This window comes from Solibacillus daqui, from assembly GCF_028747805.1.
In the GTDB taxonomy this organism is placed as follows: Bacteria; Bacillota; Bacilli; order Bacillales_A; family Planococcaceae; genus Solibacillus; species Solibacillus daqui.
On the sequence record NZ_CP114887.1, the window covers coordinates 2,631,293 to 2,656,176 of the forward strand.

Annotated in this window: 27 protein-coding genes and 1 pseudogene; 6 read left to right on the forward strand and 22 right to left on the reverse strand. The window is 32.6% G+C overall.

Annotated elements, in window-relative coordinates:
* Positions 1-168: 168 nt before the first annotated feature.
* Positions 169-540 carry a VOC family protein gene (locus tag O7776_RS12845; RefSeq protein WP_274307441.1) on the reverse strand — a complete coding sequence of 124 codons (372 nt, stop codon included), beginning with the start codon at positions 538-540 and terminating at the stop codon, positions 169-171.
* A 323-nt stretch (positions 541-863) separates the two neighbouring features.
* Between O7776_RS12845 and O7776_RS12850 the strand changes: the two genes are divergently transcribed.
* A complete protein-coding gene (locus tag O7776_RS12850) occupies positions 864-2,105 on the forward strand; it encodes a chloride channel protein (RefSeq protein WP_274307442.1) in 1,242 nt (413 codons plus the stop codon).
* Between the two features lie 565 nt (positions 2,106-2,670).
* On the opposite strand, the gene O7776_RS12855 is transcribed toward O7776_RS12850, so the two are convergent.
* Positions 2,671-2,850 carry a hypothetical protein gene (locus O7776_RS12855; protein ID WP_274307443.1) on the reverse strand — a complete coding sequence of 60 codons (180 nt, stop codon included), beginning with the start codon at positions 2,848-2,850 and terminating at the stop codon, positions 2,671-2,673.
* A 54-nt stretch (positions 2,851-2,904) separates the two neighbouring features.
* Positions 2,905-3,156, reverse strand: a complete 252-nt coding sequence (locus tag O7776_RS20375; RefSeq protein ID WP_420802119.1) for a YolD-like family protein — start codon at positions 3,154-3,156, stop codon at positions 2,905-2,907.
* Positions 3,157-3,550: 394 nt separating this feature from the next.
* Between O7776_RS20375 and O7776_RS12860 the strand changes: the two genes are divergently transcribed.
* Together O7776_RS12860 and O7776_RS12865 are read left to right on the forward strand one after the other, a co-directional pair.
* Entirely contained in the window at positions 3,551-3,823 is a 273-nt protein-coding gene (locus O7776_RS12860) for a hypothetical protein (protein WP_274307444.1), read from the forward strand.
* A 198-nt stretch (positions 3,824-4,021) separates the two neighbouring features.
* Positions 4,022-4,321 carry a hypothetical protein gene (locus tag O7776_RS12865; RefSeq protein WP_274307445.1) on the forward strand — a complete coding sequence of 100 codons (300 nt, stop codon included), beginning with the start codon at positions 4,022-4,024 and terminating at the stop codon, positions 4,319-4,321.
* Between the two features lie 372 nt (positions 4,322-4,693).
* Here the strand turns inward: O7776_RS12865 and O7776_RS12870 are convergent, their stop codons facing one another.
* From O7776_RS12870 to O7776_RS12880, 3 genes and pseudogenes are all read right to left on the reverse strand, one after another.
* Complete coding sequence (locus O7776_RS12870; protein ID WP_274307446.1) at positions 4,694-5,179, reverse strand: peptide ABC transporter substrate-binding protein; 486 nt, start codon at positions 5,177-5,179, stop codon at positions 4,694-4,696.
* Between the two features lie 159 nt (positions 5,180-5,338).
* Entirely contained in the window at positions 5,339-6,214 is an 876-nt protein-coding gene (locus O7776_RS12875) for a phosphotransferase family protein (protein ID WP_274307447.1), read from the reverse strand.
* Positions 6,215-6,583: 369 nt separating this feature from the next.
* Positions 6,584-7,438 (reverse strand): annotated as a pseudogene (locus O7776_RS12880) (protein kinase family protein).
* Positions 7,439-7,942: 504 nt separating this feature from the next.
* Here O7776_RS12880 and O7776_RS12885 point away from each other — a divergent pair.
* Positions 7,943-8,317, forward strand: a complete 375-nt coding sequence (locus tag O7776_RS12885) for an HsmA family protein (protein WP_274307448.1) — start codon at positions 7,943-7,945, stop codon at positions 8,315-8,317.
* Positions 8,318-8,523: 206 nt separating this feature from the next.
* Here O7776_RS12885 and O7776_RS12890 read toward each other — a convergent pair whose 3' ends face one another.
* The 10 genes from O7776_RS12890 to O7776_RS12935 all read right to left on the reverse strand — a co-directional run bounded on the left by O7776_RS12890 (position 8,524) and on the right by O7776_RS12935 (position 17,847).
* Entirely contained in the window at positions 8,524-8,760 is a 237-nt protein-coding gene (locus O7776_RS12890) for a hypothetical protein (protein ID WP_274307449.1), read from the reverse strand.
* Positions 8,761-8,895: 135 nt separating this feature from the next.
* A complete protein-coding gene (locus O7776_RS12895) occupies positions 8,896-9,309 on the reverse strand; it encodes a YhfM domain-containing protein (RefSeq protein WP_274307450.1) in 414 nt (137 codons plus the stop codon).
* Positions 9,310-9,438: 129 nt separating this feature from the next.
* Positions 9,439-10,011 (reverse strand): hypothetical protein, encoded by a 573-nt coding sequence (locus tag O7776_RS12900; RefSeq protein WP_274307451.1) that lies wholly within the window; start codon positions 10,009-10,011, stop codon positions 9,439-9,441.
* A 315-nt stretch (positions 10,012-10,326) separates the two neighbouring features.
* Positions 10,327-11,412, reverse strand: a complete 1,086-nt coding sequence (locus tag O7776_RS12905) for a DUF4179 domain-containing protein (protein ID WP_274307452.1) — start codon at positions 11,410-11,412, stop codon at positions 10,327-10,329.
* Complete coding sequence (locus O7776_RS12910) at positions 11,396-11,959, reverse strand: sigma-70 family RNA polymerase sigma factor (protein ID WP_274307453.1); 564 nt, start codon at positions 11,957-11,959, stop codon at positions 11,396-11,398. The genes O7776_RS12905 and O7776_RS12910 overlap by 17 nt, the downstream gene beginning before the upstream one ends.
* 1,300 nt (positions 11,960-13,259) lie before the next feature.
* Positions 13,260-13,919, reverse strand: coding sequence for a GTP pyrophosphokinase (locus tag O7776_RS12915; protein ID WP_099423441.1), 660 nt, complete (start codon positions 13,917-13,919; stop codon positions 13,260-13,262).
* Positions 13,920-14,478: 559 nt separating this feature from the next.
* The gene (locus O7776_RS12920; RefSeq protein WP_420802184.1) at positions 14,479-15,102 is read right to left on the reverse strand and encodes a DUF3885 domain-containing protein; all 624 of its coding nucleotides are present in this window, start codon (positions 15,100-15,102) and stop codon (positions 14,479-14,481) included.
* A gap of 156 nt (positions 15,103-15,258) precedes the next feature.
* Positions 15,259-15,981 (reverse strand): SDR family NAD(P)-dependent oxidoreductase, encoded by a 723-nt coding sequence (locus O7776_RS12925; protein ID WP_274307455.1) that lies wholly within the window; start codon positions 15,979-15,981, stop codon positions 15,259-15,261.
* A gap of 762 nt (positions 15,982-16,743) precedes the next feature.
* Positions 16,744-17,190 (reverse strand): GyrI-like domain-containing protein, encoded by a 447-nt coding sequence (locus O7776_RS12930; protein ID WP_274307456.1) that lies wholly within the window; start codon positions 17,188-17,190, stop codon positions 16,744-16,746.
* 453 nt (positions 17,191-17,643) lie between these two features.
* On the reverse strand, positions 17,644-17,847 hold the full coding sequence (locus tag O7776_RS12935) for a hypothetical protein (RefSeq protein ID WP_274307457.1): 204 nt from the start codon (positions 17,845-17,847) through the stop codon (positions 17,644-17,646).
* A 185-nt stretch (positions 17,848-18,032) separates the two neighbouring features.
* Between O7776_RS12935 and O7776_RS12940 the strand changes: the two genes are divergently transcribed.
* Positions 18,033-18,542: a DUF3231 family protein gene (locus tag O7776_RS12940; RefSeq protein WP_274307458.1), complete on the forward strand. Its 510-nt coding sequence runs from the start codon at positions 18,033-18,035 to the stop codon at positions 18,540-18,542.
* 418 nt (positions 18,543-18,960) lie between these two features.
* Positions 18,961-19,374 (forward strand): DUF3888 domain-containing protein, encoded by a 414-nt coding sequence (locus O7776_RS12945; RefSeq protein WP_274307459.1) that lies wholly within the window; start codon positions 18,961-18,963, stop codon positions 19,372-19,374.
* Positions 19,375-19,476: 102 nt separating this feature from the next.
* Here the strand turns inward: O7776_RS12945 and O7776_RS12950 are convergent.
* The 6 genes from O7776_RS12950 to O7776_RS12975 form a co-directional block, all read right to left on the reverse strand.
* Positions 19,477-20,618 (reverse strand): IS3 family transposase gene (locus O7776_RS12950; RefSeq protein ID WP_420802120.1). Its coding sequence is split into 2 segments (ribosomal slippage): positions 19,477-20,345 and positions 20,345-20,618, totalling 1,143 coding nucleotides; the frame shifts between segments, so codons are not numbered across the junction.
* 194 nt (positions 20,619-20,812) lie between these two features.
* Positions 20,813-21,124, reverse strand: a complete 312-nt coding sequence (locus O7776_RS12955; RefSeq protein ID WP_274307461.1) for a hypothetical protein — start codon at positions 21,122-21,124, stop codon at positions 20,813-20,815.
* Positions 21,125-21,646: 522 nt separating this feature from the next.
* On the reverse strand, positions 21,647-22,738 hold the full coding sequence (locus O7776_RS12960; RefSeq protein WP_274307462.1) for a hypothetical protein: 1,092 nt from the start codon (positions 22,736-22,738) through the stop codon (positions 21,647-21,649).
* Positions 22,722-23,270 (reverse strand): sigma-70 family RNA polymerase sigma factor, encoded by a 549-nt coding sequence (locus O7776_RS12965; RefSeq protein WP_274307463.1) that lies wholly within the window; start codon positions 23,268-23,270, stop codon positions 22,722-22,724. The genes O7776_RS12960 and O7776_RS12965 overlap by 17 nt, the downstream gene beginning before the upstream one ends.
* 203 nt (positions 23,271-23,473) lie before the next feature.
* A complete protein-coding gene (locus O7776_RS12970; protein ID WP_274307464.1) occupies positions 23,474-23,845 on the reverse strand; it encodes a hypothetical protein in 372 nt (123 codons plus the stop codon).
* Positions 23,846-24,175: 330 nt separating this feature from the next.
* The gene (locus O7776_RS12975) at positions 24,176-24,709 is read right to left on the reverse strand and encodes a copper amine oxidase N-terminal domain-containing protein (RefSeq protein WP_274307465.1); all 534 of its coding nucleotides are present in this window, start codon (positions 24,707-24,709) and stop codon (positions 24,176-24,178) included.
* Between the last annotated feature and the right edge of the window lie 175 nt (positions 24,710-24,884).

Sequence of the window (24,884 nt, forward strand, 5' to 3'; positions counted from 1 at the left end):
TTGATATCATAGACCGCGTTTATTACGTATTACACTTTAATAATAGGCTTTGTTAAATAGTATTGTTGTTTTTCAGGCAAAAAATATGGGAACGTCTGATTTGGACGTTCCCGTTCTTATTCCGTTATAGCACCCGTTAATGAAATAGGTAATTTATTTATTATAATCTTACCAGTGTACTTGAAGTTTATTACCATTTGGGTCATAAAAGTGGAAAAAGGCATGACCATTATCTTCTTTTATATCCTCGACCTTAACTTGATTATCAATTAAGTATTGATGAAATTTAGATAATTCTGGACTTGTAAAGCCAATGCTAAATTCTTGTTCATTATCAATTGTAAAATGTGCAAATGTTTCATCTTCGGTAGGAACTAAGATAAGTAAGAAAGGTCCTTCATTTACTTTTAAAATTGCAAGTTCCTCAGTATTGTTTAGTAACTTGAGACCTAATACATCTCTATACCATTGTACCGACAGTTCTAAATCTTTTACAGGAATTCTAATATAATGTACTTGTTCAATAAATGATTTACTCATAGCCTTCTCTCCTTTATTTAATCCGGTATATCAAATAGTTCCCTTTCTAAATACCTTTTTCCTTCCGATTATTGAATTAACCTGCCCCTTTATAATTGGAACCAGTTCAAATAATGGTCTAGATATTTAGTCGCTACACCAGTTTATGAGAAAAAACAAAAATAGCACTCTAATGAAGGTACTCATATAAAGTAGCTTTTCATTGTATAGTCAAGTATAATTATATCGACATAATTAATATTATTAGTATTTCAAATGAATATAGTTACTTAAAGCAACAAGAGAGAGTCTTTATATACATTTTAAAAGTGGGGAATTTTATTTTGACTGAGAAGTACTTTAAAATAATCGGATTACTTGTTTATGGCTTAATTCTAAGTGGGATAATCGGTTCTATTTCTTCTGTTTTTTTAATTTTAGTTAATGGGTTGACAGATTTTTTATGGACTGACATATCCAATAATTTAAAAACACCCTTCATCTATACATTATTTTTATGTATTTTTGGTGGTATTTTAGTAGGTTTTAGCAGGTATAAGTGGGGAAATCTTCCTAAAACAGCTAATGATTCTATATTTGAATTAAAAACAACTCAAAGAATTGACTATTCTTATGTATGGCTCAATTTTTTAATTGCTTTTTTTATTTTAATCTTCGGTGCAAGTGTAGGTCCCGCAGCAGCCATATTAAGTTCTGTTATTGCGTTATCGGTATGGCAGGGGGATAAAATGCGTTACTTTTATTTTTCCTACAACGAATGGAAAAAGGAATCATGGTTAATTAGACTGAAAAAATTAGCATTACCTCATAACTACCTTATTTCCTATGATCCTGATCGGGCTCCTAAAGAGAAAAAGCTGCTTTTACTTAAAAAATTATTATATATGGTATTTATCGTTAACGGTATGGTTGCCTTTATGTTTTTAATAAAAATATCAGACCAACCCCCTTTTGTGACAAAATTAGGGGAAACTAATTGGGGTTTGGATGAATTGATTCTTTTTATTCCTTTAATTTTGTTTGGTATTTTATTTAGTAAACTATATGAACTAATGGAAAGAACAATGAGTAAAGTCTTCTCTAAAATGAACAATAAAATTATTCTAAGTGCTGTTATCGGTGGAATTGGTATTGGTTTGATGTCTTTAATTGCTCCTAATCTACTTTTTTCCGGCCAACTTTCTATGCAAGCTTTGCCTAGTTTAGTACCGACACTTTCGATTGCTACATTAATTTTGGCTTCTGTTTTAAAACTGGTTTTAATGGAGTTTTGTTTAAAATCAGGTTGGGTTGGTGGAAATGTTTTACCAGTAATATTCGCTTCCATATTACAAGGCTACGCTATCGCGACGCTGTTTCCACAACTAGATATGCTTTTTATCGTAGCTGTTATAGGTAGTAGTGCTTCGATCTCTATTTTAAAGACACCTTTACTAGTAGGACTGTCTCTAATGCTATTTTTCCCGAAAGAGTTAGCCCCGGTTATATTAATCATTGTGGTTATATTTATTGGGTTAAGTAAAATGAGTAATAAACTTCCACAAAAAATAACTGCTTCATTTTAGTTAGAGACGCTGGGTAGTTAGATATTTGTGGAATAAAGAGATTTAAAATAATCAATAATTTTTTAAAAAATAGTTATTAAAAATAAAAGAAAGCTGTCATTTTGATTAATCTAAATATGACATAGCAGAGCTTATATCAATTCTCCCTAAAAAATCTATATGTAAAATAAAAATGCACACAACTAAAATTGAATTTAGTAATGTGCATTTTTTTAAATGTGAAACATTATATATAAGCCATTCATAGAAGATTATGAATTTGTGGGCAATTTGTGGGCAAACTGAAAAATGCTTTGTGGGCAAATATTATTCATAAATTTATTCATATTTACTTCAAATAAAATATGGTTATTAACGCTCTTTTATATTCGTGACCAACTTATATCTTATTTAACCTTAACAGCCGTTGTATAATATATACTGCTACCTTCTACATCTATCTTTGGCACTTCTAATCACCTCGAAATTAGCAAAAGACCAAGATAGCTATCTTGGTCCATAAACATCCATCAAGCGTGATAAAACTACACGCTCTTGTATTACTCTTATAAAACGCAAAGTAAAGCTAATGATTATTGTCCTGATTATCATTGTGGTTATCATTTTGGTTATCATTTTGATCTTCTTGTTGTTCAGAAGGTTCTTCAGTTGGATCAGGCTCCTGTTCATCATTAGCTGTTCCACACCCATACAATAATCCTGTAGAAAGTATTACTGCAAACGCACCAGTTATTACCTTTTTCATGTATTCACCTCATTTTCAAGGAAATTTTCTTCACCTTTATTATTGTCTTAACTATTATTGCGTATACGTATTTTTAAAGGGAAAGCACGAGTTAAATAAAAAGAAGAGTAGGCAACAAAATAACCCAATAAAACAAATCCATTTACCACGCCATAGATTCAATTCTACTAACAGTTTTTGATGATATGCTTTAACAATAGTCTGCTGTAGTTCGTCCCATTCCCAATCCGTTTTTTCTTTCGGGTACTCGTTACCTATGCTATTTTGCCACTCTTTTATCTGATACAAATGCTCAGGTATCATCATGCCAGTTTGCTAATCAGTGATGTTTAAATACAGAAATGCTCCTCCTATCATTGTGCCCTTAAATAACAAGAACATTCGTTCTCATCTTTTCGTATTATAGAACAATTGCTCTCATTTAAAAATGTGGAATTTTATGTTAAATTGGAATTAAAGAATACACGTAAAAAAGCCCGTTAACTAATTACAGTCCCTAGATTTATACGGATTTACAGGGTTAAGGCAAATATTGCATCCAAACACCGCTTTGGGAACTAATGTTATACTTAAAAGTGTTTCGTGATAATAAATTCGTTTAATTCATAAAGTCATTTGAAATTACTATGTATTAAGATGTTCTGTAAACAGATTGTTGTATAAGTTAAGTTAAAGTTGAAAAATGTGGGAGGTGGCAGCATTGCAAAGTAAACAGAGTATGGGGTTGCTTTCTTTTATTAGTCTAATAGTTGGACTTATTTTCCTAGGTGTCTATATTACTACGGGAAATTCGTTTATTGATGACAATATAACAATGCTACTCGGATTTACCTTTCTAATTCTCTCTTTTGTTTTATCCTTGTTCAGCAAAAAGGACAAATTAGGAAGGGTATCGCTATACGTTTTCCCAATACTTGTAGTTATTTATTTATTGTTTTTCGGAGTTATGTCTTTATTTTGGAATACACCATAAGAGTGCAACTAAAGGGCGCGATTGTTGAATACGCTTAACTTTTCTTCTTTAACTAATGGAGGATTTAATGCAACAGGAACTAATAATGTATACAAAATAAATACAAATAACGTTGCCAAATAAGACTTTGGTAGCCTCTATATTCCTTATTATAAAATATAGTAAAATCAGCTTAATTATAAAGGTTGGGTGAGCTAAATGAGGATATTATTAGAAATACTACGAGTTATGTTTATTTTTCTAATTTTAATGGCGATTTTAGGCACTTTTTTTGAAAACTTATACTTAAATATTGGCAATGGTGCTGAAAAAAATAGTTGGATAAGCTTAATCGCTATTATTATTCTCATTTTTGTATTGTATCGAAATAAATTTCAATTTAGTGGATGGTATGAGGGTGAAGGTAAAGAAAAATTGCCAAGAAAAGTTTCTCAAATATTAATTACAAGTTCAATTATTTTAATATTGATACCACCAATTATTGCTCAATTAAATTGATTCTAAGTACAAAAAACGAAAAATTATTATTACAACTTTATACAAAATAACGTTCCCAAAATAAAAGTTTAGGCGCACATTAAAAAGTCACGAATGTTGTTAAATCAACGTTTCGTGACTTTCATAATGAACATTGTTTATACATCATTTTATACAAATAGCATAAAGTGTGGATACAGCAATGTTTTCACTCGCTGGGCTTGTTCTTCACTTTGTATAAAATCGTGTATATTGTTGACTTGAAATAAAGATTGATTAAAACACAGCTATAAATGATGATTCTTATAGAAAATCATAGCCCCAATTTTTAACAAAGATTGATCATTTCGGAAACCGAATATTCAAGTAAAGCTCCCGTTAGCACAATAATGATTAACTAATCCAAGTCCTTTTCACATCTTTGGATTTCCATTTATTATCTTTATAATAGACTATTACTTCTACTCCAACACCCCCATCACCCGAACGATACTTGGAACCCTCAAAAAAGATATTGTTGTTAACTTTATATTCAACTTTTTCAATTCTAAGAAGTACGCCATCCAAAACGAACGTATCTGTATTAAATAATCCTTTTTCTTTCAGTTGTTCAAGAGTAGCATCCATTACCTCAACTTTATATTTTTCCTTAAAGTAGCTTAAAATTTCTTCTTTATCACTTTCATTTATTTCCTCAAAATTACTCATATCAATAGCTATATATTCCATATCACTACTTAATGCTTCATCTTGTTCCATAATAGAGTCCAATGCAATACTATATATTTCTCCTAAATGTTCCTTTGGTTCTAATCCAGTATTGCAAGCAGAAAGCAAGACCGACAGTATAAACAGAATACTAAAATATCTAAATTTCAATTTTATCCCATCCTTTTCTATTTAGACGGTGTATTTTAAGTTCCGTTTCAAAAAAATGTTATTCAACTAACCTGCTCCTTTAGTTCAATAATAAAAAAAGAGCTGCATATGCAACTCAATGATCTTCAAGTAAAGCACTCCGTTAGTTGAACAAGCAATCTATCTATAATCTTTTATTCCATCTTCAAAAGCCTGTCTATCTTCATTCTCAATCCCGTGCAATGCTTCTTGTAAAGCAAATGTGCTTTTATAAAATTTAACTCGTTCAGATATTTCATTACCGTTAGGATATAGGTTAATACAAATATCAAAAAAATCTTCGCCATAGCTAGAGAGTATTCCAGCAAAGTCATACGCCGGATCTCCTAAACCCGAACCACCAAAGTCTATTATCCCTGAAATCATACTTTTTTCTGGATTCCACAAAATATTAGCTGCTCCAAAATCTCCGTGTATAAGTGTTAAATCTATATTTGAGAATGCCTTCCCTTTTAGGGACGTTTCAAAAAATTGCGATATTTCCTTTTGGGCATCTTTTCTGATAAAAGGAAATAATTTATTTTGAATTTTATCATATAGATTATACATCTCTTCACGAGGGTCACGAACCTTTAGTTTCAAATCTCGACTTGCTTTTTCTCCTGAAATAGAATGGAGTTCTACAAGAAAAGAGACAAGTTGTTTTGCCAACCCATTAACCAACTCAACACTCTTAACACCTGTTAAACTTTCCTTCCACAAAGGAACACCATCTATTAGTTTATAGCCAGTGAAGACCTTACCTGGTTCTAACTCTTCAAAAGACTGATAAATTGGATTCGGAATTGGAGTGGAGATGATACCTTTAATGTATTTCAAAATTTCCGTCTCTCTTCTTAATTGAATTATTCCATTTTTATATTTTGGAAATCTAAAAACCAAAGATTTGTTTACAATTAACACATCATTATTCTGCCCAATTTCATTAGGATAAAAGTCTTCAATGGAAAGGTTAGAATAAAACGATTGAATGTTTTCAATAAAGTTGTTATTCATATAGTAATACCCCTTTTGTTCTCTTTCTATGGAAAGTGTTAAAATTCACAATCATCCCTATAAAAAATAGTTTTTATAATTTCTTTTATTAAAAGTCAAGAAAATGTTTAAAATCACTTATAATTAAGTAACCAACTATAATGTCACACATTTTACAAGGAAAAAGAAAGGATGGATGAACAGGATTAAAATACCTGTATTCATCTATCCTTTTTTGTACTACAAATGACCTCATTTACAACAACAAAATATTTTTTGTTGTTCAACTAAAGCCCCCGATAGTTTAAGTGAAACCATTCACAATCTCTTTACAAATAAACATAAGTAAAAGGGTAGCATCTTTTCAAGGTACCCTCTTACTTATTGTTTTTATTGAATTAATTCAGATTTCCAAGCATTATAAAATTCTTTTACCGTTGAATATCTTTTATTACGATTTTCCTCGACTGCTCTTATTGCAACTTGATAAAGTCCTTGTGTGGCATCCCATTTCGAGAAGGAACGATCCAATTCACCACCCAGTAGTCCAAACACAATCGCTCCAATATTAAAGACATTTGTAATAGAATCAATTGGAGACCCAAGTTTATATTCTTCTGGGGCTTTCGAACGTTTTGAACCCCAAAAATTCTCACCTACATCATTTATTGAAGGTGACTTTCGATAAAAGTCAATATCGCATATTTTTGTTTCATCGTTTTTGAAATCATAAAGGAGACTTCCATCATAAAAATCTACTGCAACATATTTCAGTGATTCCGCAAAAGTATGAAAAGAAAATATTGCGTCTATAGCTTTTAACCGTTTTTCCACTTCTAATTTCTTGAAACGATAAAAAGGTGACTGAGGGTTTGTGTATTTTGCTACCCCACCGAATGACCAATGTGAATGTAAACATTCACCTCCAAAGCATTGAAATACTAATGCATACCCATTATCAGTGGAAAAGTAATCTACTAACTTTATTAAGTGTGGATGTTTTAATGACTGATAAACTGATACTGCCATTTTAAGTCGTTCAATAGCATCATTTGGGTTTCCAGTAAATTCAATAGGTTTTGCTCCCGCATATTTCACAAAATACTTTTGTCAATCTTTTTCTATTCCGAAACTTATATTTCCTGAATCTTGTTGATCGAATACACAAAATACTGCTCCCAACTGCTTTAACCAATTGAAATCATGCTCTTCTTGAAGTTGTAAGTCCACTTTATTAAGTGTCATTGTAATTAAATTCGTTTGTTGAAAATTCTCCAAATTATATGATCCTCCCAAATTGTAAGTAGGGATCACGTAGTTTATAGGGGGATGATACGCTTCCCTTAAATTAATTGCACCCCGTTATTTAAAATTGTCATTTTCATAAGACAACGCCTCCTTTCAAATCTCTAACAAAAATAATACCATTATTTAACAAAATGTACATAAATATATTTCGAACTACTTAGTTAAACTAACCGACCTTGTTAGCTTAATAACTTCAACAAAAAAAATCAATCCTTCTTGGATCCCCCCACAGGAATGCTGCTCCGTTTGTTCAATTAGAGATATTTACAACTCTAAATAAAATAATTGATTTATATCATTTGATATCCCCTGATAACGATTTATCTCTCTTCATACCCCGTTCATATTCGTTTTATATACTCAGCTCAAGTAATAATTATTAATAGTTTATTTACTTAAAGGTAACAGTGGTTAGATAAATTAAAAAAGTGAGGGATTTCAATGCTTATATTAGCAATTATATTCATTACTGCAGCATTATTATTTTATTCTGTAGGAGTATGGTCAGAGAAATTTCAAAAGATATTAAAACCATGGCATGTAATCATTTTTTGGTTAGGATTAGTTTTCGACACTATTGGAACAACTACAATGGAAAAAATGGCATCAGAAGGATCTCTACTTAGTTTCCATGGCATAACTGGTTTATTAGCAATTTTATTAATGTTATTTCATGCTATCTGGGCTACAATTGTTTTGATTAAAAAGGATAAAGTTATGATGGAAAAATTCCACAAATTAAGTATTGTTGTTTGGTTAATATGGTTAATTCCTTATATATCAGGAATGATTTATGGGATGACGAATAATTTTTAATGTAATTGATCACATTTAATGTGATCTTTTTTATTTTCCAATAAAAATACAACAAAATCAAAAACAATATTTAAGTTAAGTTAGGTTAAGTTATTGATAATAAAATGGCCACACATATTAGATCTATATATAATGTGTGGTCATTTATTTTATTGAAGTAAAGCTCCCGCTAGTAAAAAGAGTATCTTCTAAAAAATTTCATTATCCTAACAATTTGTTTCCCAGGTTTTTATAATTTCACCGTTTTGGTCATCTACTTGAATAACACCAAATTCACAATTCTCTTCTATTGCCCAAAAAACGCTATACTCCCCCCTATCGTTGGTAAGGTGTTGCAAAACAATTGATTCTACTTCCACTTGAGTAATTTTAGGTTCTGAATTACCACAAGCAACTAATATAACAAGTGGTACAATAAAAAAGAAAGAAACCATTCTATGCATATTTTCGCCCCATTTCTTTATTAAGGTTAATTTTATTAAACTAACCTGCCCCTTTAGTTCAATAATAAAAAAAGAGCTGCATATGCAACTCAATGATCTTCAAGTAAAGCCCCCGTTAGTTGAAGAAGGAACTATTTAATTTAGTAAGTTTTCGCCCGTTAAAATTTTTATTAGAATACTTGAATTTTCCTTACTTAGTTTAGCGTATGCATCTTCTTCCATTACAATTTCGACTATATCATTATTAGGACTTATCCAAAGATTATATGATGCGACTTTCGCTTCTATATTAGGATTTTTATACTCAAATATAAACCTATAATCAGCAGGATGTTCCATCTGTACCTTTGCTTTTTCCCATTCAATATCAAATACTATCTCTTTCACTTTTTGGACTTCATCATTATCCGTAATTTCTTTGAAATCTTCATAATTGTTTTCATCGTCAACCCGTATTTGAACTTCAATTTTTTGTTCTTCATTCACTACTTCATTTGAGCAACCAGTTATCATTCCAAAAGCTAACAAAATGATAATGATAGAACGCATTGATATCCTCCCATATTGAACAGTCAACGTTGCCTTTCTAAGCATAAAAATTCACTCCCCTCACGCAATTTTTTGTTAGACAAATACAGATGTACTTAAACTAACCTGCCCCGTAAGTTGAAAAATCCTTTAGTTAGATTTATCCTTTTTAATTGGTTTAATTGTAGAATGAATTAACTCTCCAGTTTCAGAATATCCTCTAATGTTTACAGGCATTACCATCTCTCCATCTGATTTAACAAAGAAAAAACGCGATTCTTCGTAACTAATGATTAAAGCATCTTCATAGAAGTCTTTCTTTGTTTCAACTTCTATTCTCTTAATCGTAGGATTGATAATTTGACCAAAGTAGTATGATCTTATTCCCGCCTTTGAACCTGCACTCCAATTAAATTCCTCATCTTCCAAAGGTGGATAATAAGTTGAAATTAATGTAGATTCGTATCCCAGATCATCTTTTATCTCCCAATACCCCAACCAATTCTGCTCTAACCGAGCAATCATAATTGAATGCATATTTCTAAATATGGTTAACCAGTCCCCGTCTATTTTCCTCACAAAATAGACTTCCTCTGTTGCTGGAGACCAGTTTTTTGTAATTTTAAATACATCCTCTTTTGTGGGTAGTTGTTTGTGATTATATATTAGAAACACAATTATCAACACCGTTATTATTGCAATCCCTATAAAAACCTTTTTCATTACTTTCCTCCTCTGTTGTTAAAGTAAACTGCGCCGTTAGCTTAAGTACATTGTTTCACAAACTCACATCAAGATTAACATAAAAACCCATTCTTAATTTAGAAGTGTTATTCAATTAAATGGCCCTTTATTGAAAACGAGCGCTGATCCTTATTACAGAATCGCGCCCGATTGTTGGAGAAGGGGGTTCACCCCTTTATGAAGTTTAACGGCTTTATTTGTGTGTCTGAACTGTAACTCCAATTGTTAAGTGTATTAACAATTGGCGTGCAGTTTATGTTTTTAGTTGTTTTCCACAATAAGTGCGGTGCCTTATTATTTTTGAATATCTACAATAATATCCTCAAGCTCTAATATTTCCTTTATAGAATTGCTATTATCCTTAAAATATTTAACGCCATTTTCATCAATTACGTCAGCCTCCATCAATCGGAAGAATGGGGTGAATATTAAAGTTTCAGCATCCGGATGCAGTTTTTCAAAGGTATAGACAAATTCCTTATCTCTATGGTCGTGTCCTATACCACCGGTTAACGCTGGTGTATACGTATTACCTAAATTGTCCTTTACTTTTAAACCGGAAGAAATAATATCCCATTTTTCTTTTAAATTCTCGTTTTTTATTGTTTCTCTGTAATTGACGATAAAGGAAATCGGTGTGTATATGATTTCATTCAATTTAATACCTAAATCATCTTTTTTTGATGCAGGAGCTTCCACGATTTGGACTTTAGGCTCAGTCGCCTTAGCATTTATTTCAAAATCCCAACTCCCCTGGATCATTTCCTTTTTATCCTGACTGGAAATACTACTAATGTGAAACTCAAAATTCGCCTCCTGTAAATGATTAGATAAATTCAAGATCGCTGTTGTTAAGCCGGCGTATTGATTTGTCCCGACTTTTTCAATCATATGTTTCGTATGAAAAAGTGCGTGTTCGCGGCCATCCACCTTAAAAGTAGTCTCAATTTCCGGGGACTCACCTAAATCCCTGTCCGTTTCAATATAATAGCCAACTAAAAACTTTTTACTATCGAATAAGCTTTCATTTACCGTAATCGTTGTCCCATTGCTTTCTGCTACAAGATGTTGCTGATCCGCGAATTCCTCATAGCCTGATATCATTTTATCCTTGGTCGAGAAAAGCTTGATAATACTGTTCAAAATTGGAATTTCCTGAGCGAATGTTGTGTAGGATAGACCTATAATTGATGCGGTGCCGATACCCAACGACAAGCAGACAGCTGCAGCTCCCTTCATCCACTTTCTCGGTGTTGTTTTGGATGCCTGAATTCTCAAGTCCCTTTTATACTGTTCTTTTTCAAGTTCTGTTACCTCTGCTTCTTCAAATTCAGTTATATCGATTTCAATATCATTGAAGTGTTTAAACAGATTTTTCAATGGGCATACCCCCTAAATCTTTTTTTAGTTTTTTCCTGCCATGGTAAAGCCGGTTATCAATAGCCGATTTTGTCATCAGTAATTGATGGGCAATTTCTTCTGTATCAAAATCTAGCAGGTACCTCATTATAAAAATTTTCTGATCGACAGGCTTTAATGTTGAGATGATTGCCTGAATGTTCTCCTGTTCTTCCAGATAGGTGCTTTCATATTTCAAGGAGTCAGACGGCGTAAGCTCTATATCCAAAGTGGGGCTTTCTTTTTTCTTTATTTCCATGCGGTAATAATCGATTGCTTTATATTTGGCTATCACGCATACCCATTTTTGAAAGTCAGCTGCATCTCCGTTGAACTTTTTCGCGTTTTTCCAGATAGATAATAAAATATCGTTACAACACTCCTTTATGATGTCATTAATGTCAAGAGGACCTAAAATTTTTAATACAACACCTTTTATTAATGGAAGATAGTGATCGATTACGTAATCAAGAGCGTTTTCTTTGCCGCCTTGAAGATATTTTATAAAATTATGTTCATTAATCTTCATTTCTTTCTCCTTTTTATAGTATTGATACTGCAAAAGCCTTTACATTATATATAACGTTGAATGGCATCTATTTATCGCAAAAAACCTAAAAAATGTTGAAATCTTGAAACATCTATCGACTTTATCTCAAATTGCTTAACTTATATTTATAAGGGCGTCATCTGCGGCAACAATACGACGCCTGAGACTACAGGCTCAGGCCGTGCACGCGGAGAAGCTTCCCAGATAGGAAATAAATTTTTATCCATTTCAAAAAAATGCCATTTTCCTCCCCGAAGAAAATGGCATTACTCTCTATATTTTATTTAAGGTAAATATTAATTTCATTTGTCATACCCACTAATACTTCCGTTTCTTTTAATACTTCCAGTATCGTAATCGTAATTCCCATCTTAAAATAATATGTTTTTCTACTGGTATTTTTAAGTTATTGTAGCAAATCTCCATACGGATATATAAGATTCCCATCTGTACACATAACTTATAATTTTGAACCAATGACAATGCGATATTTAATTGTTGCAGCGCCTTTTCCTCTAAATTTTCTTTCACCAACTTTAAGCTATAATTCATCCGCAAATTAATCATTTGGGAACGTTTTCGTATGAGAACGTATATTATTATTTTTTAAAATCCAATTCCAAATGAGAAAAATAATCAATGTTCTAATAAATAACAAAGAAAAATCGAAAAACATATTTTTCATTCCTAAATTATAGACATCAAATATAGATACCATTTGTTCACCTTTATATTGAATTCACTTAAATGGGAAACCAAAAATCAACGCAATTATAAAGCTAATAGTATCATTTTCTTTTTGGTCATTACTGCACCTTAGTTTCATTTCATTATCATAAATAATTCCCTATCAATTTGAAATTTCCTTTTAAAATGCTACCAAAGCGTCGTTTGGTCATATTTCTTATCTTAGCGTTGTAAATCCATATAATTTTGAAGGTACTCCTTGTTGCACTAAACTGCCCCTTTAGTTCAATAAGAAAAAAGAGCTGCATATGCAACTCAATGTTCTTCAAGTAAAGCCCCCGTTAGTTGAAGAAGCACCTTCTCTTTTATTACACATTATGGTCGTACTGTGTATTAGATTTCATCTAACATAGATTGAATCTTATGATAGTCCTTATTCATAAGATTGTTATTTCCCAGTGTCAATAATGTTAATAACTGTGTCTAAGTTTAAGGGGTCACTTCAATGTAAAATGTCCGTTTTTAAGAACTATTATAGAAATAACAAAAAACAGAGAAAACCTATCAAGTAGATTTTCTCTGTTTTCATTATTTATCCATTTGAATCTGTTTCACTAGATAGTAGTTGAATTCTTAATTTAGACATTTCTTTGTCCAGTAACGAGGAAGCATTGGATAGCTCAATTAATTGTTTTTGAGCTTCTTCCGGTATCGATTCACCTTGATATTTATAGTTGAGTTTATGTTCTGTTGATGCCCAAAAATCCATAGCGGATGTTCGGATTTGGATTTCCGCGGGAACCCATATCACTTCATTAGATAAGATGACTTGCGTTTCTACAACAAGATGAAGGCTTTTGTAGCCACTCTTTTTAGGTTCTTTAATATAGTCTTTTACTCTAATCATGCGAATATCTTCACGCTGCTCGATATGTTCCTTCAGCAAATATACATCATCAATAAAGCTAGTGATAATTCGTACTCCAACAATATCTCGTATTTCTTGTTTAATAGATTCTTGAGTCAGCGGTATTTCTTTATTTTCAATCTTCTCAACCAATGACATAATAGTTTTCATGCGTGTTTTCATATGCTCAATGGGAGAGTATCCGTGTTTCGATTTCCATTCAAGATCAATAATATTGAAATCACTCTTCAACTCATTTAACGCCATCTCATATGGGATGAAAAAGCCTTTCCAGTTTTTTAAAACCTTTTGAACTAAATCAATCTTATTTGTCTCTTGATACATATTAAACACCCCTTGATTAAAATCACACTTTATTATTCTGTCATCATATCACAGGTGGTTTGAATCGGATATATAAGAGTGACTAGCCAGGGGATGAAATGGAAGTGTAATCGTGTTGTAGAAACAAGCTAAATTGAAGAACGTTTGAGCTCCCCCAAACTGCGAGAAATCCATTATCTTAAATTTTCACGTCCCTGGGAACAATCAATTATGACTATTCCAATACCGGAATTATGGCGTTCGTCCAGATTTAATTAAATCATTGAGAAATGAAAATCTACAAACAAAAGTGTACGTCACATATGGCACGGAATGGTACTTGTATCTTGCACACCGCATTGCAGAGCATCCACCAAATCTGTATACGTTTGTATCTGATATGATTGAGTCAAAAAACTTACAGACCTCCCTTTATTAATAAAAAGGAGTATGAATATTTTAAAGGCAGAATGCTTTGCGCTGCCTTTTTTTGTTTCGCAGTTTGTGTCAAATGCGACATGAAAACTTCCATTGTCTTATTCAACTAACCTGCCCCGTTACTTCAATAAGAAAACAGTCTTTATTTAAATACTTTATCAATTTCATCTCTGTCGTAATCCAATATCCAATCATTGTATTTTTTATAAATACCTCTTATTGTTTCGGGTGAAGTAGCCAGCAAATCACAACCTCTATCATCGTACACGTGAAAAATGGTTTTCCTTTTGATATTCAAAAAATATATCCTATGAAAGATACTTGGTTGGATTCCTAAATCCTGATTGCATACTGCTTTTAACAATGGAATGTGTTTTATATCAGATGCTTTGCATTTAAGGGTAAACCTATGTGTTTTATATTTTCCGTCTTCATCTTCTTCTGGGAATATATAAGGCATTTCGGTATGCTTCAATTTATATAAGAATGATTTATCATAGACATAGGGAGAAAAAATCCTCGCTTTGCGCTTATAGGTTTTTCCATCTCCAAAATCATTCACATCTACTACAACAAAAATTTCCTCGTCTTGTGAATGTAATAATTCAAATAACGTGACTACCCTTTTATAAACCCCCTTTACATAAGGACTGAGAACGTAATTGTATTGTCTATTCCACTCTACCCCTAATTCGAAACGTAGAGCAATTTCCCAGTTATAAAACAAAGGTGGTCTAAGGTTTAAGTTAGGGAAATTTTCAATCATATAGTCATTTAAAAGCATACTCGCACCTCATTTTGTTTCTTTAAAAGTCGATATTGCCCCAATTTCATTAGGAAACTTTACTAACTTCAAGTAGCTATATCTCACATGATAACCAGAGATTTTATTCAAACCTCCTTAGTTCACTTTATTTTTCGATCAAGCATTTAAGTCTGTTATTGAAGGAATAATGATTTCCTTAACACATGAAATTGGTGAAAGATTAATCACACATTGCACAATAGATACAATATCTTGTACAGGTATACGTGTACCTTCATATAAATCAATTGCCTTTTCTGCACCTTCTTCATAAGGTACTTCTGCTGCCATTTCCCCTGGATTAATACAAGTGACAGGGATTTTATCTTCTCTCAAATGTTCACGTAGCGCATTTGTAATGCCCCGTAAACCGAATTTAGATGCAACAAATGAAACTTGTGAACTGTTTGTGTGATCTAAGCCTGCCGTTGAACCAATTAAAATGACTTTTCCATTTTTAGCTTGTCTTAAGTTTGGTAGAAGCGCCTGAATATATGTAATAGTAGAAGTTAGATTTATATTGATTAAGTTAGAAATATCTCTAATTTCATCCTTGTCAAATGTATAGTCATCCTCGAAACCATGCTTTTCCCATACTCCAACATTATAAATTAATACATCTATTGCATTGTCTTTTAAAGTTTCCTTTAAATCAGAGATTTGTTGTTGATTTGATAAATCTATTGAGAGCCATTTGCGATTTACACCATCATTAATATCCAAACTTTCTGGTCGTGTTCTTGACACCATCCATACTGTATCTCCCTCTGTAGGTAGACCTTTTACAAAGGCGTCACCAAGCCCTTGACTTGCTCCAAAAATAATAAAGTTTTTACTCACCCAATCATCCTCTCCAATAACTATCTTTTTGAATATTTAAGATAGAAAACAATATAACAATTAAATCTATTATATTTACAACATTATTATTTCACTACATTCTTTTGACTGAAATTCAAAACTTTTGCTTGAGTTTTACTATCACTTTCTTGTTCTAGTTTGCTATACACCACATCTGTTCAACTAAACTGCCCTGTTAGTTCAATTAAGAAAAAAGAGCTGCATATGCAACTCAATGATCTACAAGTAAAGCTACCCGTTAGTTGAAGAAAAAAAGTGAAGCTTATTCAACAATCGCGCCCGATTGTTGAATATCGTTTTTTAACTAATATCCCTAAAGGAAACCCCAAGAAATGTTGTTTTCACAGCATTTCTTGGGGTTTTGTGACTTCCCAAACTTTCATTTGGGAACGTTTATTAGGTTTCTTTTGTATACTTTGTAAATCTTATTGCACTAAAGCACTTGTTTAGTCCGCTATTTGATATACGTATTGTTTACAAGTTCATTTTTAATGAACTCAGTAGGAATTATGAACAGGGTTTGGTCATTGTCGTTCCATTTAACTTACTAACAATTATTTCAAAATTCTTGAGCAGTCGCTTTATTCCAGAAAATGGCCCGATTGTTGAACAAAAATTAAACAACGCTCTTCAACTAATCTGCCCCGTTAGTTCAATAAGAACAGAGACGCTTATTCATCAATCGCGCTCGATTATTGAGTATTTTCATTTGTGCAAATAAAGAGTCATATCTTTTAGTATTTACGAATGAATTGGAATGTAAATCTGTACCTCTTCTATATTATTTTCAATTGGATGATAGGTCTCAATAATATAGGATCCTAAGTTTTTTTGATATCCATGTTCATCAGACCATTTAATTATTTGCAAATGAAGGTCACTAACATCGGTTATTCTTCCCCTAGTAGTTACATACTCCTGCGATATTTCAATATATTCCATACCAGAAGGGACTTCATTTAAAGCATCAGGAACAATCAATCCAACATAATAGTCACCCTCTAGGTGGTTTTCATCCCTTTTCGGTTCATAGAGTGCAATTTCTGTATTAGAATGATGTTGAATTTCACTTGCTTTACTTATAAATTGTTGAGCAAACTTAGGTACCTCACTTCCGAAGTTCGCATAAGCCCCCCTGTTTTTCATCCCAACAACTTTAAAATCTTTTTTTACCTTTTTGCATTCCATCATAGTACCCCCAATTAAATGTATTTATTAACTAATTCTATCAACCAATAAAATTTCCCTTTAGATCGACTTATAATTACCTTACATACCTTTCCAATCTTTATTCAACAATTTGGCCCGATTGTTGAACAAAAGTTAAACAACGCTCTTCAACTAATCTGCCCCTTTAGTTCAATAAAAAAGAGCTGCATATGCAACTCAACGATTTTTTACTAAAGCCCCCGTTAGTTGAATAAGCACCATCTCTTTTATTACACATTATTCACATAATATTTAGCAAGAGGGAAACCGAAGCGCTTGTACTCGCTGCGGTTTTTATTTTGCCTGTCATACAGGCACTCAACTAATTATAATCACTACCAAATCATAGAATATAACGTAAAGTGATTTAACTTTACAATCCATCTTTCTTTCATAAAAGGATCTCTTTAAATAAGAGATCCCTTTTTAATACTAATACATATATTTTTCCATAATCGCCCAAACTCGACTGTATGTTATATCACAACTATATTGACTTGGGGTTTTACCACGTCTCACCAAAATAAATCCTCTTTTCTCGAGGTCAGCGATAGCAACATCTAATTCTGTATCGTTTTGTCGTTTAATAGGCTGTAATCTGAATACACCATTTTGTGATGCTAAGCGAATATACATTTTTTCATCCCCTTTAAAATTCTCAACATAGAATTGACTTCAATATATATTTTATCCGCAATATCGATGACCAATTTATTGATAAACAACCATCATCTATTTTGTAATTTCAAGAATTTTTTTGTGTTCTCAGCCCATACTATCCTTGTTCGAATATGACAAAAAACTGAAAAGGACGTGCAAATATGGGTATGTTTAGCGGTAATCCCAAAGATGAACCATTACATTATGGTGAGGTGTTCAGTATCTGGACAAATCTTGCTACAAACTATGGCATGATTGCTGGGTATCAAACATTTTATAATCATGCTGGAGATAAAGATCTGAAAAATATTATTGCAGAAATAATTCAAGGCGCTAAAGAGGAAGTTAGACATCTACAAGAGATTCTAAAAACAAACGGCATTGCTTTACCTCCAGCGCCGCCTGAACGTCCAAACGCAAGACCAGAAGATATTCCTCCTGGTGCAAAATTTAATGATCCTGAAATCAGTGCGGCATTATCATTAGATGCTGCTTCGGGTTTAGTTTCATGTAGTCAAGCAATGGGAATGTGTATTAGAGAAGACATCGCACTAATGTATGGTCAATTCCATACAGCTAGAGCACTACTTGGTGGCAAACTATTACGTCTTAACAAAAATAAGGGTTGGTTAGTGCCTCCACCATTACATGTAAATCATCCAGGAAAATAATAAGTATTTATAAAGCCTGTTAAAAATTAGTCCCCAGTTTAAACTGGGGTTTTTTTACTTATTATTTTTAGGCAACTCTTTCCTAATTTGGATATTAACAAATTCATTTTTATTATCCATTTTCAATCCTCCTTATTTACTTCATATTTTTGTTCAAATGCGACATAAAAAATTCCCTTCTCTTATTGAACTAAACTGCCCCTTTAGTTCAATAATAAAAAAAGAGCTGCATATGCAACTCCATGATCTTCAAGTAAAGACCCCGTTAGCCATCCATGTCGCGTAAAATCACCGTTACACCACAGAAAATGAAAGATGATTACGTTCTTTCATGTGAGTTGAATAAGCTCATAATTTATTCAGATAAGGTAACAATACAATTAATTAGATGAATTTCTAAAGAGGTGTATTGAAAAAAATGAAAAAGATGTTATTCGTTTTTATACTATCCCTTGTTCTTATTACTCCTATTCAAACAACAATCGTTTCATCATTTGGACCTACTCAGGACTCTGAAGAGCTTAGATTACAAGATATGCTAATGTTAATGCTTACCCCTTATATCGAAAAAGATTTGACTAACTATTATTATCCGAAGATTATTAAGGATGTTTCACCTCATGTAACTCCGTGGAAAATTGAATTGATTGAAACTAAAAGAAATCATTTTCGAGGCTTTGATTTGCAAATTACTTTTGAAATTGAACCAACTGATGGCGGTCATAATATATCATTAGGGAAGGATCGAATGACTTATGAAATATCTCCTGGACCTGAGGTTAAATTGATAAATCACACGCACCTAAAGACGTATAAATACCCTCCAGAATGATAAATAGGCTTCAACTAACCTGCCTTTTTAGTTCACTAAGAAAAAAGAGCTGCATATGCAAGGCACTGACTACCCTTTTTGAGACAAGAATAAAACACCATTTTATGCAGCCAATTGACGGTATTGAACCGGCGATTGGCTGTTTAGTTTCGTTTGAATACGGATATTGTTATAATAAGTAATGTATTCTTCGACAATCTGTATCACACGTGCGTTCGTTGTGCGATAGATATCGTCGAGATAGAACGTTTCAGACTTTAGCGTGGAATGAAACGATTCGATTGGGGAATTATCAGCTGGCGTGCCTTTGCGGGACATGCTCATGGTAATTCCTTTTTCTTTGGCTGCTTTTTGATAAGCATAGGATGTATAAACGGAGCCTTGGTCACTATGCAGAATGCATCCTTCTGGTAGCTTAGGCAATTGATAGAGCGTATCCAACACAAAATCAGTGTCTTGTTTGATACCAGTAGTTTGTGCCACAATTTCGCCATTGTAGACATCGAGAATACTAGAAAGATACATCATCGATTGTCCAAAAGGCAAGTACGTAATATCCGTGACTAGCTTCTCCATAGGCTTAGATGCTGTAAAATCGCGTGCTAATAAATTCGGTGCGACGTATGCTGGCTGCCCGGTACGCTTCCGTTTCTTCACCTTTACTTTACATTGCCAACCATATTTTTGCATAACACGCTGCACAGTCTTCCTACAAACTCCTGGGTACAGATTAGCAATCTTTCGATAACCATATCGAAATTTATTCTGTTTGCACAAGTCGCCAATCTGCTGATCTCGAATCTCCTTTTGTGTGGATTGATCCACATCCTTTCTCCAACGATAGTATGACGAGCGACCTACGCCTAAATGACGACAGATTTCACCAATTGGCATAACATCTTTTAATTCTTCAACTAATTGAAGTACTACTTTTGGCGCCACTTCCCTTCCAATTCCGCGTACTTTTTTAAAACTTCAATCTGTTGTTTCAACTCTAGATTCTCTGCCTGTAGCTTGGCTGTCTCACTTTCAAATTCCGGTCCTTTGCCGAAGGCATATTGTTTACCAACTGGTTGTTTAAGACGGTGCATTTCACCATTTCGATACCAATGCATCCATCGCTTCAACTGCGTATAGTTTCGAATGTCCAATTCTTCCATTACTTCTTTTACCGGTACGTTAGCCATTCGCATTTCAATTGCCTTCATTTTCACTTCTACTGGATAACTGACTCTTGTTCCCATAGAAAAACACCTCCACATTGATTATTTCAGGTTTAAGTCCCCGTTATTCAATGAAAGGTGTTTTTATTTGTCTCATGTTATTAGGTCAGTGCCCAACTCAATGATCTACAAGTAAAGCACCCCGTTAATTTGATAAGAACAGCGATGCTTATTAAACAATCGTGCCCGTTGTTGGGAGGGGATTGCACTAAACATTACCCTTTCCCAGCCACTGAATACTCAATGTGTTCTAAAATCCAAGGATTATCTCCTTTTTTTGAATACAAGGAAAAATACTCTTCATCTTTCTTAATAAGGTTCCAAACCATCTCTTCTTGTATCACTATCTTAAATGCTTCCTCTTTGTTTTGATTGTTCGGGTCATATGCCTTAATCCAATATTCTTTGTAGTCGCTTGAATGACCTTTTTCAATCACAATCAACGTCGAGGTAATAGATGCTTCCCCCACACAGGAGGCAAGCATTAATGTGAAAAGCAAAATGAATAACCCGAAAAATTTTTTCATCAATCTTCCTCCAATGATTAAATAATGCTTTTAGGTTTCGACAATCTGGCCCGATTGTTGAACACAAGTTAAACAACGCTATTGAACTAACCTGCCCCGTTAGTTTAAGTACATTTCTTCACAATCCTTACAATTACATTAACATAAGTATCCAATAAAAAATCATCTAACCTCTAAGGAATATACAGAGGAGAGATGATTTTAATCAATCTTTATTACAAATTATCGATCTTTAATTTAAATAATCAATCTTTATTACAAAGCTACACTTAATGAAATATAAAAAATACATCCAATATCTCAAAAAAGAATGATTTAATGGATGTATTTTTATATACAAATAAAAAGTTTGATTATAAAGTTTGTTTATATATAATCAAACTCAAAATATCTAAATATAAGGTCTGGTTTTGTTTTATTATACTATTTACCCTATATTACCTTTACGTTCATGGCTTTTTAGTACGTTTCAACTTTTATTTAGGAACGTTATTTGAATACAACTTGTATAAATTGTAACTGTTATTCATTAGACGATTCGACTCTAGAGATTACCCCGCTATACATAGCTTTCCAGCTATCACCCTCCTTTTCGGCTCGATATAATTTTAGAGTACCTTTATACAAATGCCCTTCAACATCTTTTGTAAATTCGAAGAAATCGGGTTGTTGTTGTAATTCATCGAAATCGGTATAAAATACTTCAGTTTTATAAATAGGTAATCCAGAAGGTGTGTGTAAATATTCTTTCGTAGTTAAGTAGGAAACACCTTGAAAATCTAAAACTGTTTCTGTTTGAAACTCATCGGGAATTATCTCTAATAAATTCTTTACTGCTAATTCTGGTTTCAAAGATTCTGTAAAATCTAGTATATCCGTTTTAGAATAAGGGGCGGCATCAATATCATCATGAAGGTTATAAGTTTGAACAATTACTGTATACTTTTCATGATCAATTATAATTTCCGAAACAGCTATAATGTATTTATTTTCTTCCATGTTACTATGCGTTTTAGAGTCTGGAATGAGATTCCATTCCCCAACTTTTTCTACTACCTTATGGTTGCCTTCAAGGTTAATTTCACCTTTAAAAATTTGTGTGAAGTAAGAATTTTGTTGACTTTGAAAACTTAAAGCTAAAGTGATTTGCTCTGAAGAATAGGGATCTTTGTGTTCACCGCTTTTTGACCAGTAATTAAAACTAGCTTTACTAAGTTTATACTTTTCTGGATTGTTAATTATTGATAGTTGTAAATTGTTTGTTACTTCATTTGAAAACATTTTCTGACTTCTTTTGATAGCATTTCCATTAACTATATTATCTAATGAAGCTTTTATATGTTCATTGTCCTCAGTTTCCTTTTCTTCCACTGCAGAGTAATCGGATTGGGAGTTACTATTAAAGTTTAGAGTATCAAATAACGGTATGCTTAGAATGGTAATTAAAACAATTGTTGAAGCCAATACGATATAATAAACTCCATGAAACTTTATTGTTGAACTTTTATTTATTGTTTTACTGCGAATTTTTTGACTTTCTTCTTGAGAAAAATGTACATGTTTATTCAAGTATCCCTGTACCTCTTCTTTCACATGTTTATCGAATTTGTCCACTAGTATCACTCCTTTCCAATCTGTTTTGAAGGATTTTCTTTCCACGAAGTAATCTTGATTTAATCGTATTAATATTTACGTTGAGGATTTCACTTATTTCAGCCATAGTCATTTGCTGATAATAATATAGGATGATTACCTCTTTATATTTGGTTGGTAGTTTGGCTATTTGTTCTATCATACTTTTTGAAGTCTGCTCATTAATAAATTGCTCTTCTGCAGAAGGTGCAGTGAAAACAGATGAAATAATCGGTTTATATATCAGCTTTTTTATATTCCAACGTTTCTTATAATCCTTACATTTATTAATAGTAATTCGAATTAACCAAGTCTTATAGCTACATTCATGTCGGAAGCTAGTTAACTTTTGATAACAGGATATAAAGACTTCTTGAATAATATCCTCACATTCAGCCATATCATTTACATATAAGAAAGCTATTCTTTTTAAATCGGTTGCATAGTCCTCCATCAGTTGACTTAGTATTTCATCTGATGAAACTTCTGAATAATCTGCTTCAAGATCTATCACTCATTGCACCTCCTTTTATTAATTAGACGAGTCTCGAATTGATATTGACTCAAAAAGTTTTTAATTTCTATTTCTTCCTATTAAACTAACCTGCTGCGTTAAATTTATTTGTCCAATTTTTTAAAAACGTTATTCAATTAAATGGTCTGATGTTGAATAATGAAAAGTCCCCAAAGCGAGATTTGGGGACTTTATAATTTCATTTAAATGCTTGTAGCATATTTTTCAATTTGTTTTTCTTTTTGACCTACTAACCCTGTTTTAGAAAACTTATTGAATTGTTCTTTATCAAGAACTTTTGTTAATTGATTCATAACCATTTCAGTAATCATATCTTTCATATCACCAGTACCTTGTTCATTCTCTTTTGATTTAGGTAACTTCGTTTCTTTAATCATTACTTTCTCACCGTTTGCTTTCGTCACGTAATGACGTATATAGCCGTTTTCTTTTTTGATTTCATATGTTGCCTTGGATTTTTTATTTTTATCTAAAAACAAATCATCGGATAAACGATTAGAGCCATCCTTTTTTATGCTATTTAGATAACTACTATTTCCTAATTGAATATTCATATTAACCTCCGATATGTAACATATTCCCTTTTATATCATCTATTGTTTGTTTATTTAGAGGGGGAAAGCTCCCAAACCCTCGTTTGGTAACATTGTATAAAAGGCTTTTATTCCACAATATAGCCCGATTGGTGAACACAAGTTAATCAACGCTATTCAACTAACCTGCCCCGTTAGTTCAAGAAGAAAAAAGAGCTGCATAAGCAACTCAATGATCTGCCCCCGTTAGTTGAATAAGAACAGAGACGCTTATTCCACAATCGCGCCCGATTGTGGAATAACGAAAAATATATCGTTTTACTAGGTGGTTAATTTTCTACTTCTTTATTATTATTCGAGTATTTGTTTATCAACCTCATTCGACTGCTGTTCTTCCATTAATGTCCCCGTTCCTAAAAAATCTTTGAACGTACTAGTTGCGGATATTATTTGGATCATTTTATTTTGAGCATTCCAACTAACTGTTGCACCCAATTGTTCAAAAACTTTAACAGGAATCATTGTCACGCCATTAATCGTCTGAGGACCAGCAGGATAGTTTTTTACAATTCTAAGGCCGTTACTTCGTTCAGTTACTATATTTCCATTTCCAAGTTGCGCCCAAATATAAGTATCTCCCTTTTTCGCAGTTAGCGACTTATCTTTTCCATTCCAAGTAACCTTCGCACCTAATAATTCAAATCCTTCTCGGAAAGGGATGAATGTTGCGCCCTCTTTAATAACAGGAGAATGAGGATATTCTTGGAGCTTTCCATCTATTACAACGGATAAATTTTTTGCCGCTGAAACTTTTTCTGCTGAAAGTCCAAAGACAAGTGATACAAATAATAGTAGACTCATAAAATAATTCATTTTGTTCTTCATCATATTCCCTCTCTTCTAATCCAATAAATTATACCACGTATAAATAACAATTTATGGAATATTAAAATAGAATTCTTTATTTGATACATCTTCAAAGAACATATCGAGTGTTATTCAACATATAGACCAGATTGTTGAACACAAGTTAAACAACGCTATTGAATTAACCTGCTCC

What these genes read in the sequence shown, in the direction of transcription:
- O7776_RS12845 (WP_274307441.1), bottom strand. Translation starts at nt 540, where the DNA reads ATGAGTAAATCATTTATTGAACAAGTACATTATATTAGAATTCCTGTA.
- O7776_RS12855 (WP_274307443.1), bottom strand. Translation starts at nt 2,850, where the DNA reads ATGAAAAAGGTAATAACTGGTGCGTTTGCAGTAATACTTTCTACAGGA.
- O7776_RS20375 (WP_420802119.1), bottom strand. Translation starts at nt 3,156, where the DNA reads ATGATGATACCTGAGCATTTGTATCAGATAAAAGAGTGGCAAAATAGC.
- O7776_RS12865 (WP_274307445.1), top strand. Translation starts at nt 4,022, where the DNA reads ATGAGGATATTATTAGAAATACTACGAGTTATGTTTATTTTTCTAATT.
- O7776_RS12875 (WP_274307447.1), bottom strand. Translation starts at nt 6,214, where the DNA reads ATGAATAACAACTTTATTGAAAACATTCAATCGTTTTATTCTAACCTT.
- O7776_RS12885 (WP_274307448.1), top strand. Translation starts at nt 7,943, where the DNA reads ATGCTTATATTAGCAATTATATTCATTACTGCAGCATTATTATTTTAT.
- O7776_RS12890 (WP_274307449.1), bottom strand. Translation starts at nt 8,760, where the DNA reads ATGCATAGAATGGTTTCTTTCTTTTTTATTGTACCACTTGTTATATTA.
- O7776_RS12895 (WP_274307450.1), bottom strand. Translation starts at nt 9,309, where the DNA reads ATGCGTTCTATCATTATCATTTTGTTAGCTTTTGGAATGATAACTGGT.
- O7776_RS12900 (WP_274307451.1), bottom strand. Translation starts at nt 10,011, where the DNA reads ATGAAAAAGGTTTTTATAGGGATTGCAATAATAACGGTGTTGATAATT.
- O7776_RS12910 (WP_274307453.1), bottom strand. Translation starts at nt 11,959, where the DNA reads ATGAAGATTAATGAACATAATTTTATAAAATATCTTCAAGGCGGCAAA.
- O7776_RS12915 (WP_099423441.1), bottom strand. Translation starts at nt 13,919, where the DNA reads ATGTATCAAGAGACAAATAAGATTGATTTAGTTCAAAAGGTTTTAAAA.
- O7776_RS12920 (WP_420802184.1), bottom strand. Translation starts at nt 15,102, where the DNA reads ATGATTGAAAATTTCCCTAACTTAAACCTTAGACCACCTTTGTTTTAT.
- O7776_RS12930 (WP_274307456.1), bottom strand. Translation starts at nt 17,190, where the DNA reads ATGGAATGCAAAAAGGTAAAAAAAGATTTTAAAGTTGTTGGGATGAAA.
- O7776_RS12935 (WP_274307457.1), bottom strand. Translation starts at nt 17,847, where the DNA reads ATGTATATTCGCTTAGCATCACAAAATGGTGTATTCAGATTACAGCCT.
- O7776_RS12940 (WP_274307458.1), top strand. Translation starts at nt 18,033, where the DNA reads ATGGGTATGTTTAGCGGTAATCCCAAAGATGAACCATTACATTATGGT.
- O7776_RS12945 (WP_274307459.1), top strand. Translation starts at nt 18,961, where the DNA reads ATGAAAAAGATGTTATTCGTTTTTATACTATCCCTTGTTCTTATTACT.
- O7776_RS12955 (WP_274307461.1), bottom strand. Translation starts at nt 21,124, where the DNA reads ATGAAAAAATTTTTCGGGTTATTCATTTTGCTTTTCACATTAATGCTT.
- O7776_RS12970 (WP_274307464.1), bottom strand. Translation starts at nt 23,845, where the DNA reads ATGAATATTCAATTAGGAAATAGTAGTTATCTAAATAGCATAAAAAAG.
- O7776_RS12975 (WP_274307465.1), bottom strand. Translation starts at nt 24,709, where the DNA reads ATGAAGAACAAAATGAATTATTTTATGAGTCTACTATTATTTGTATCA.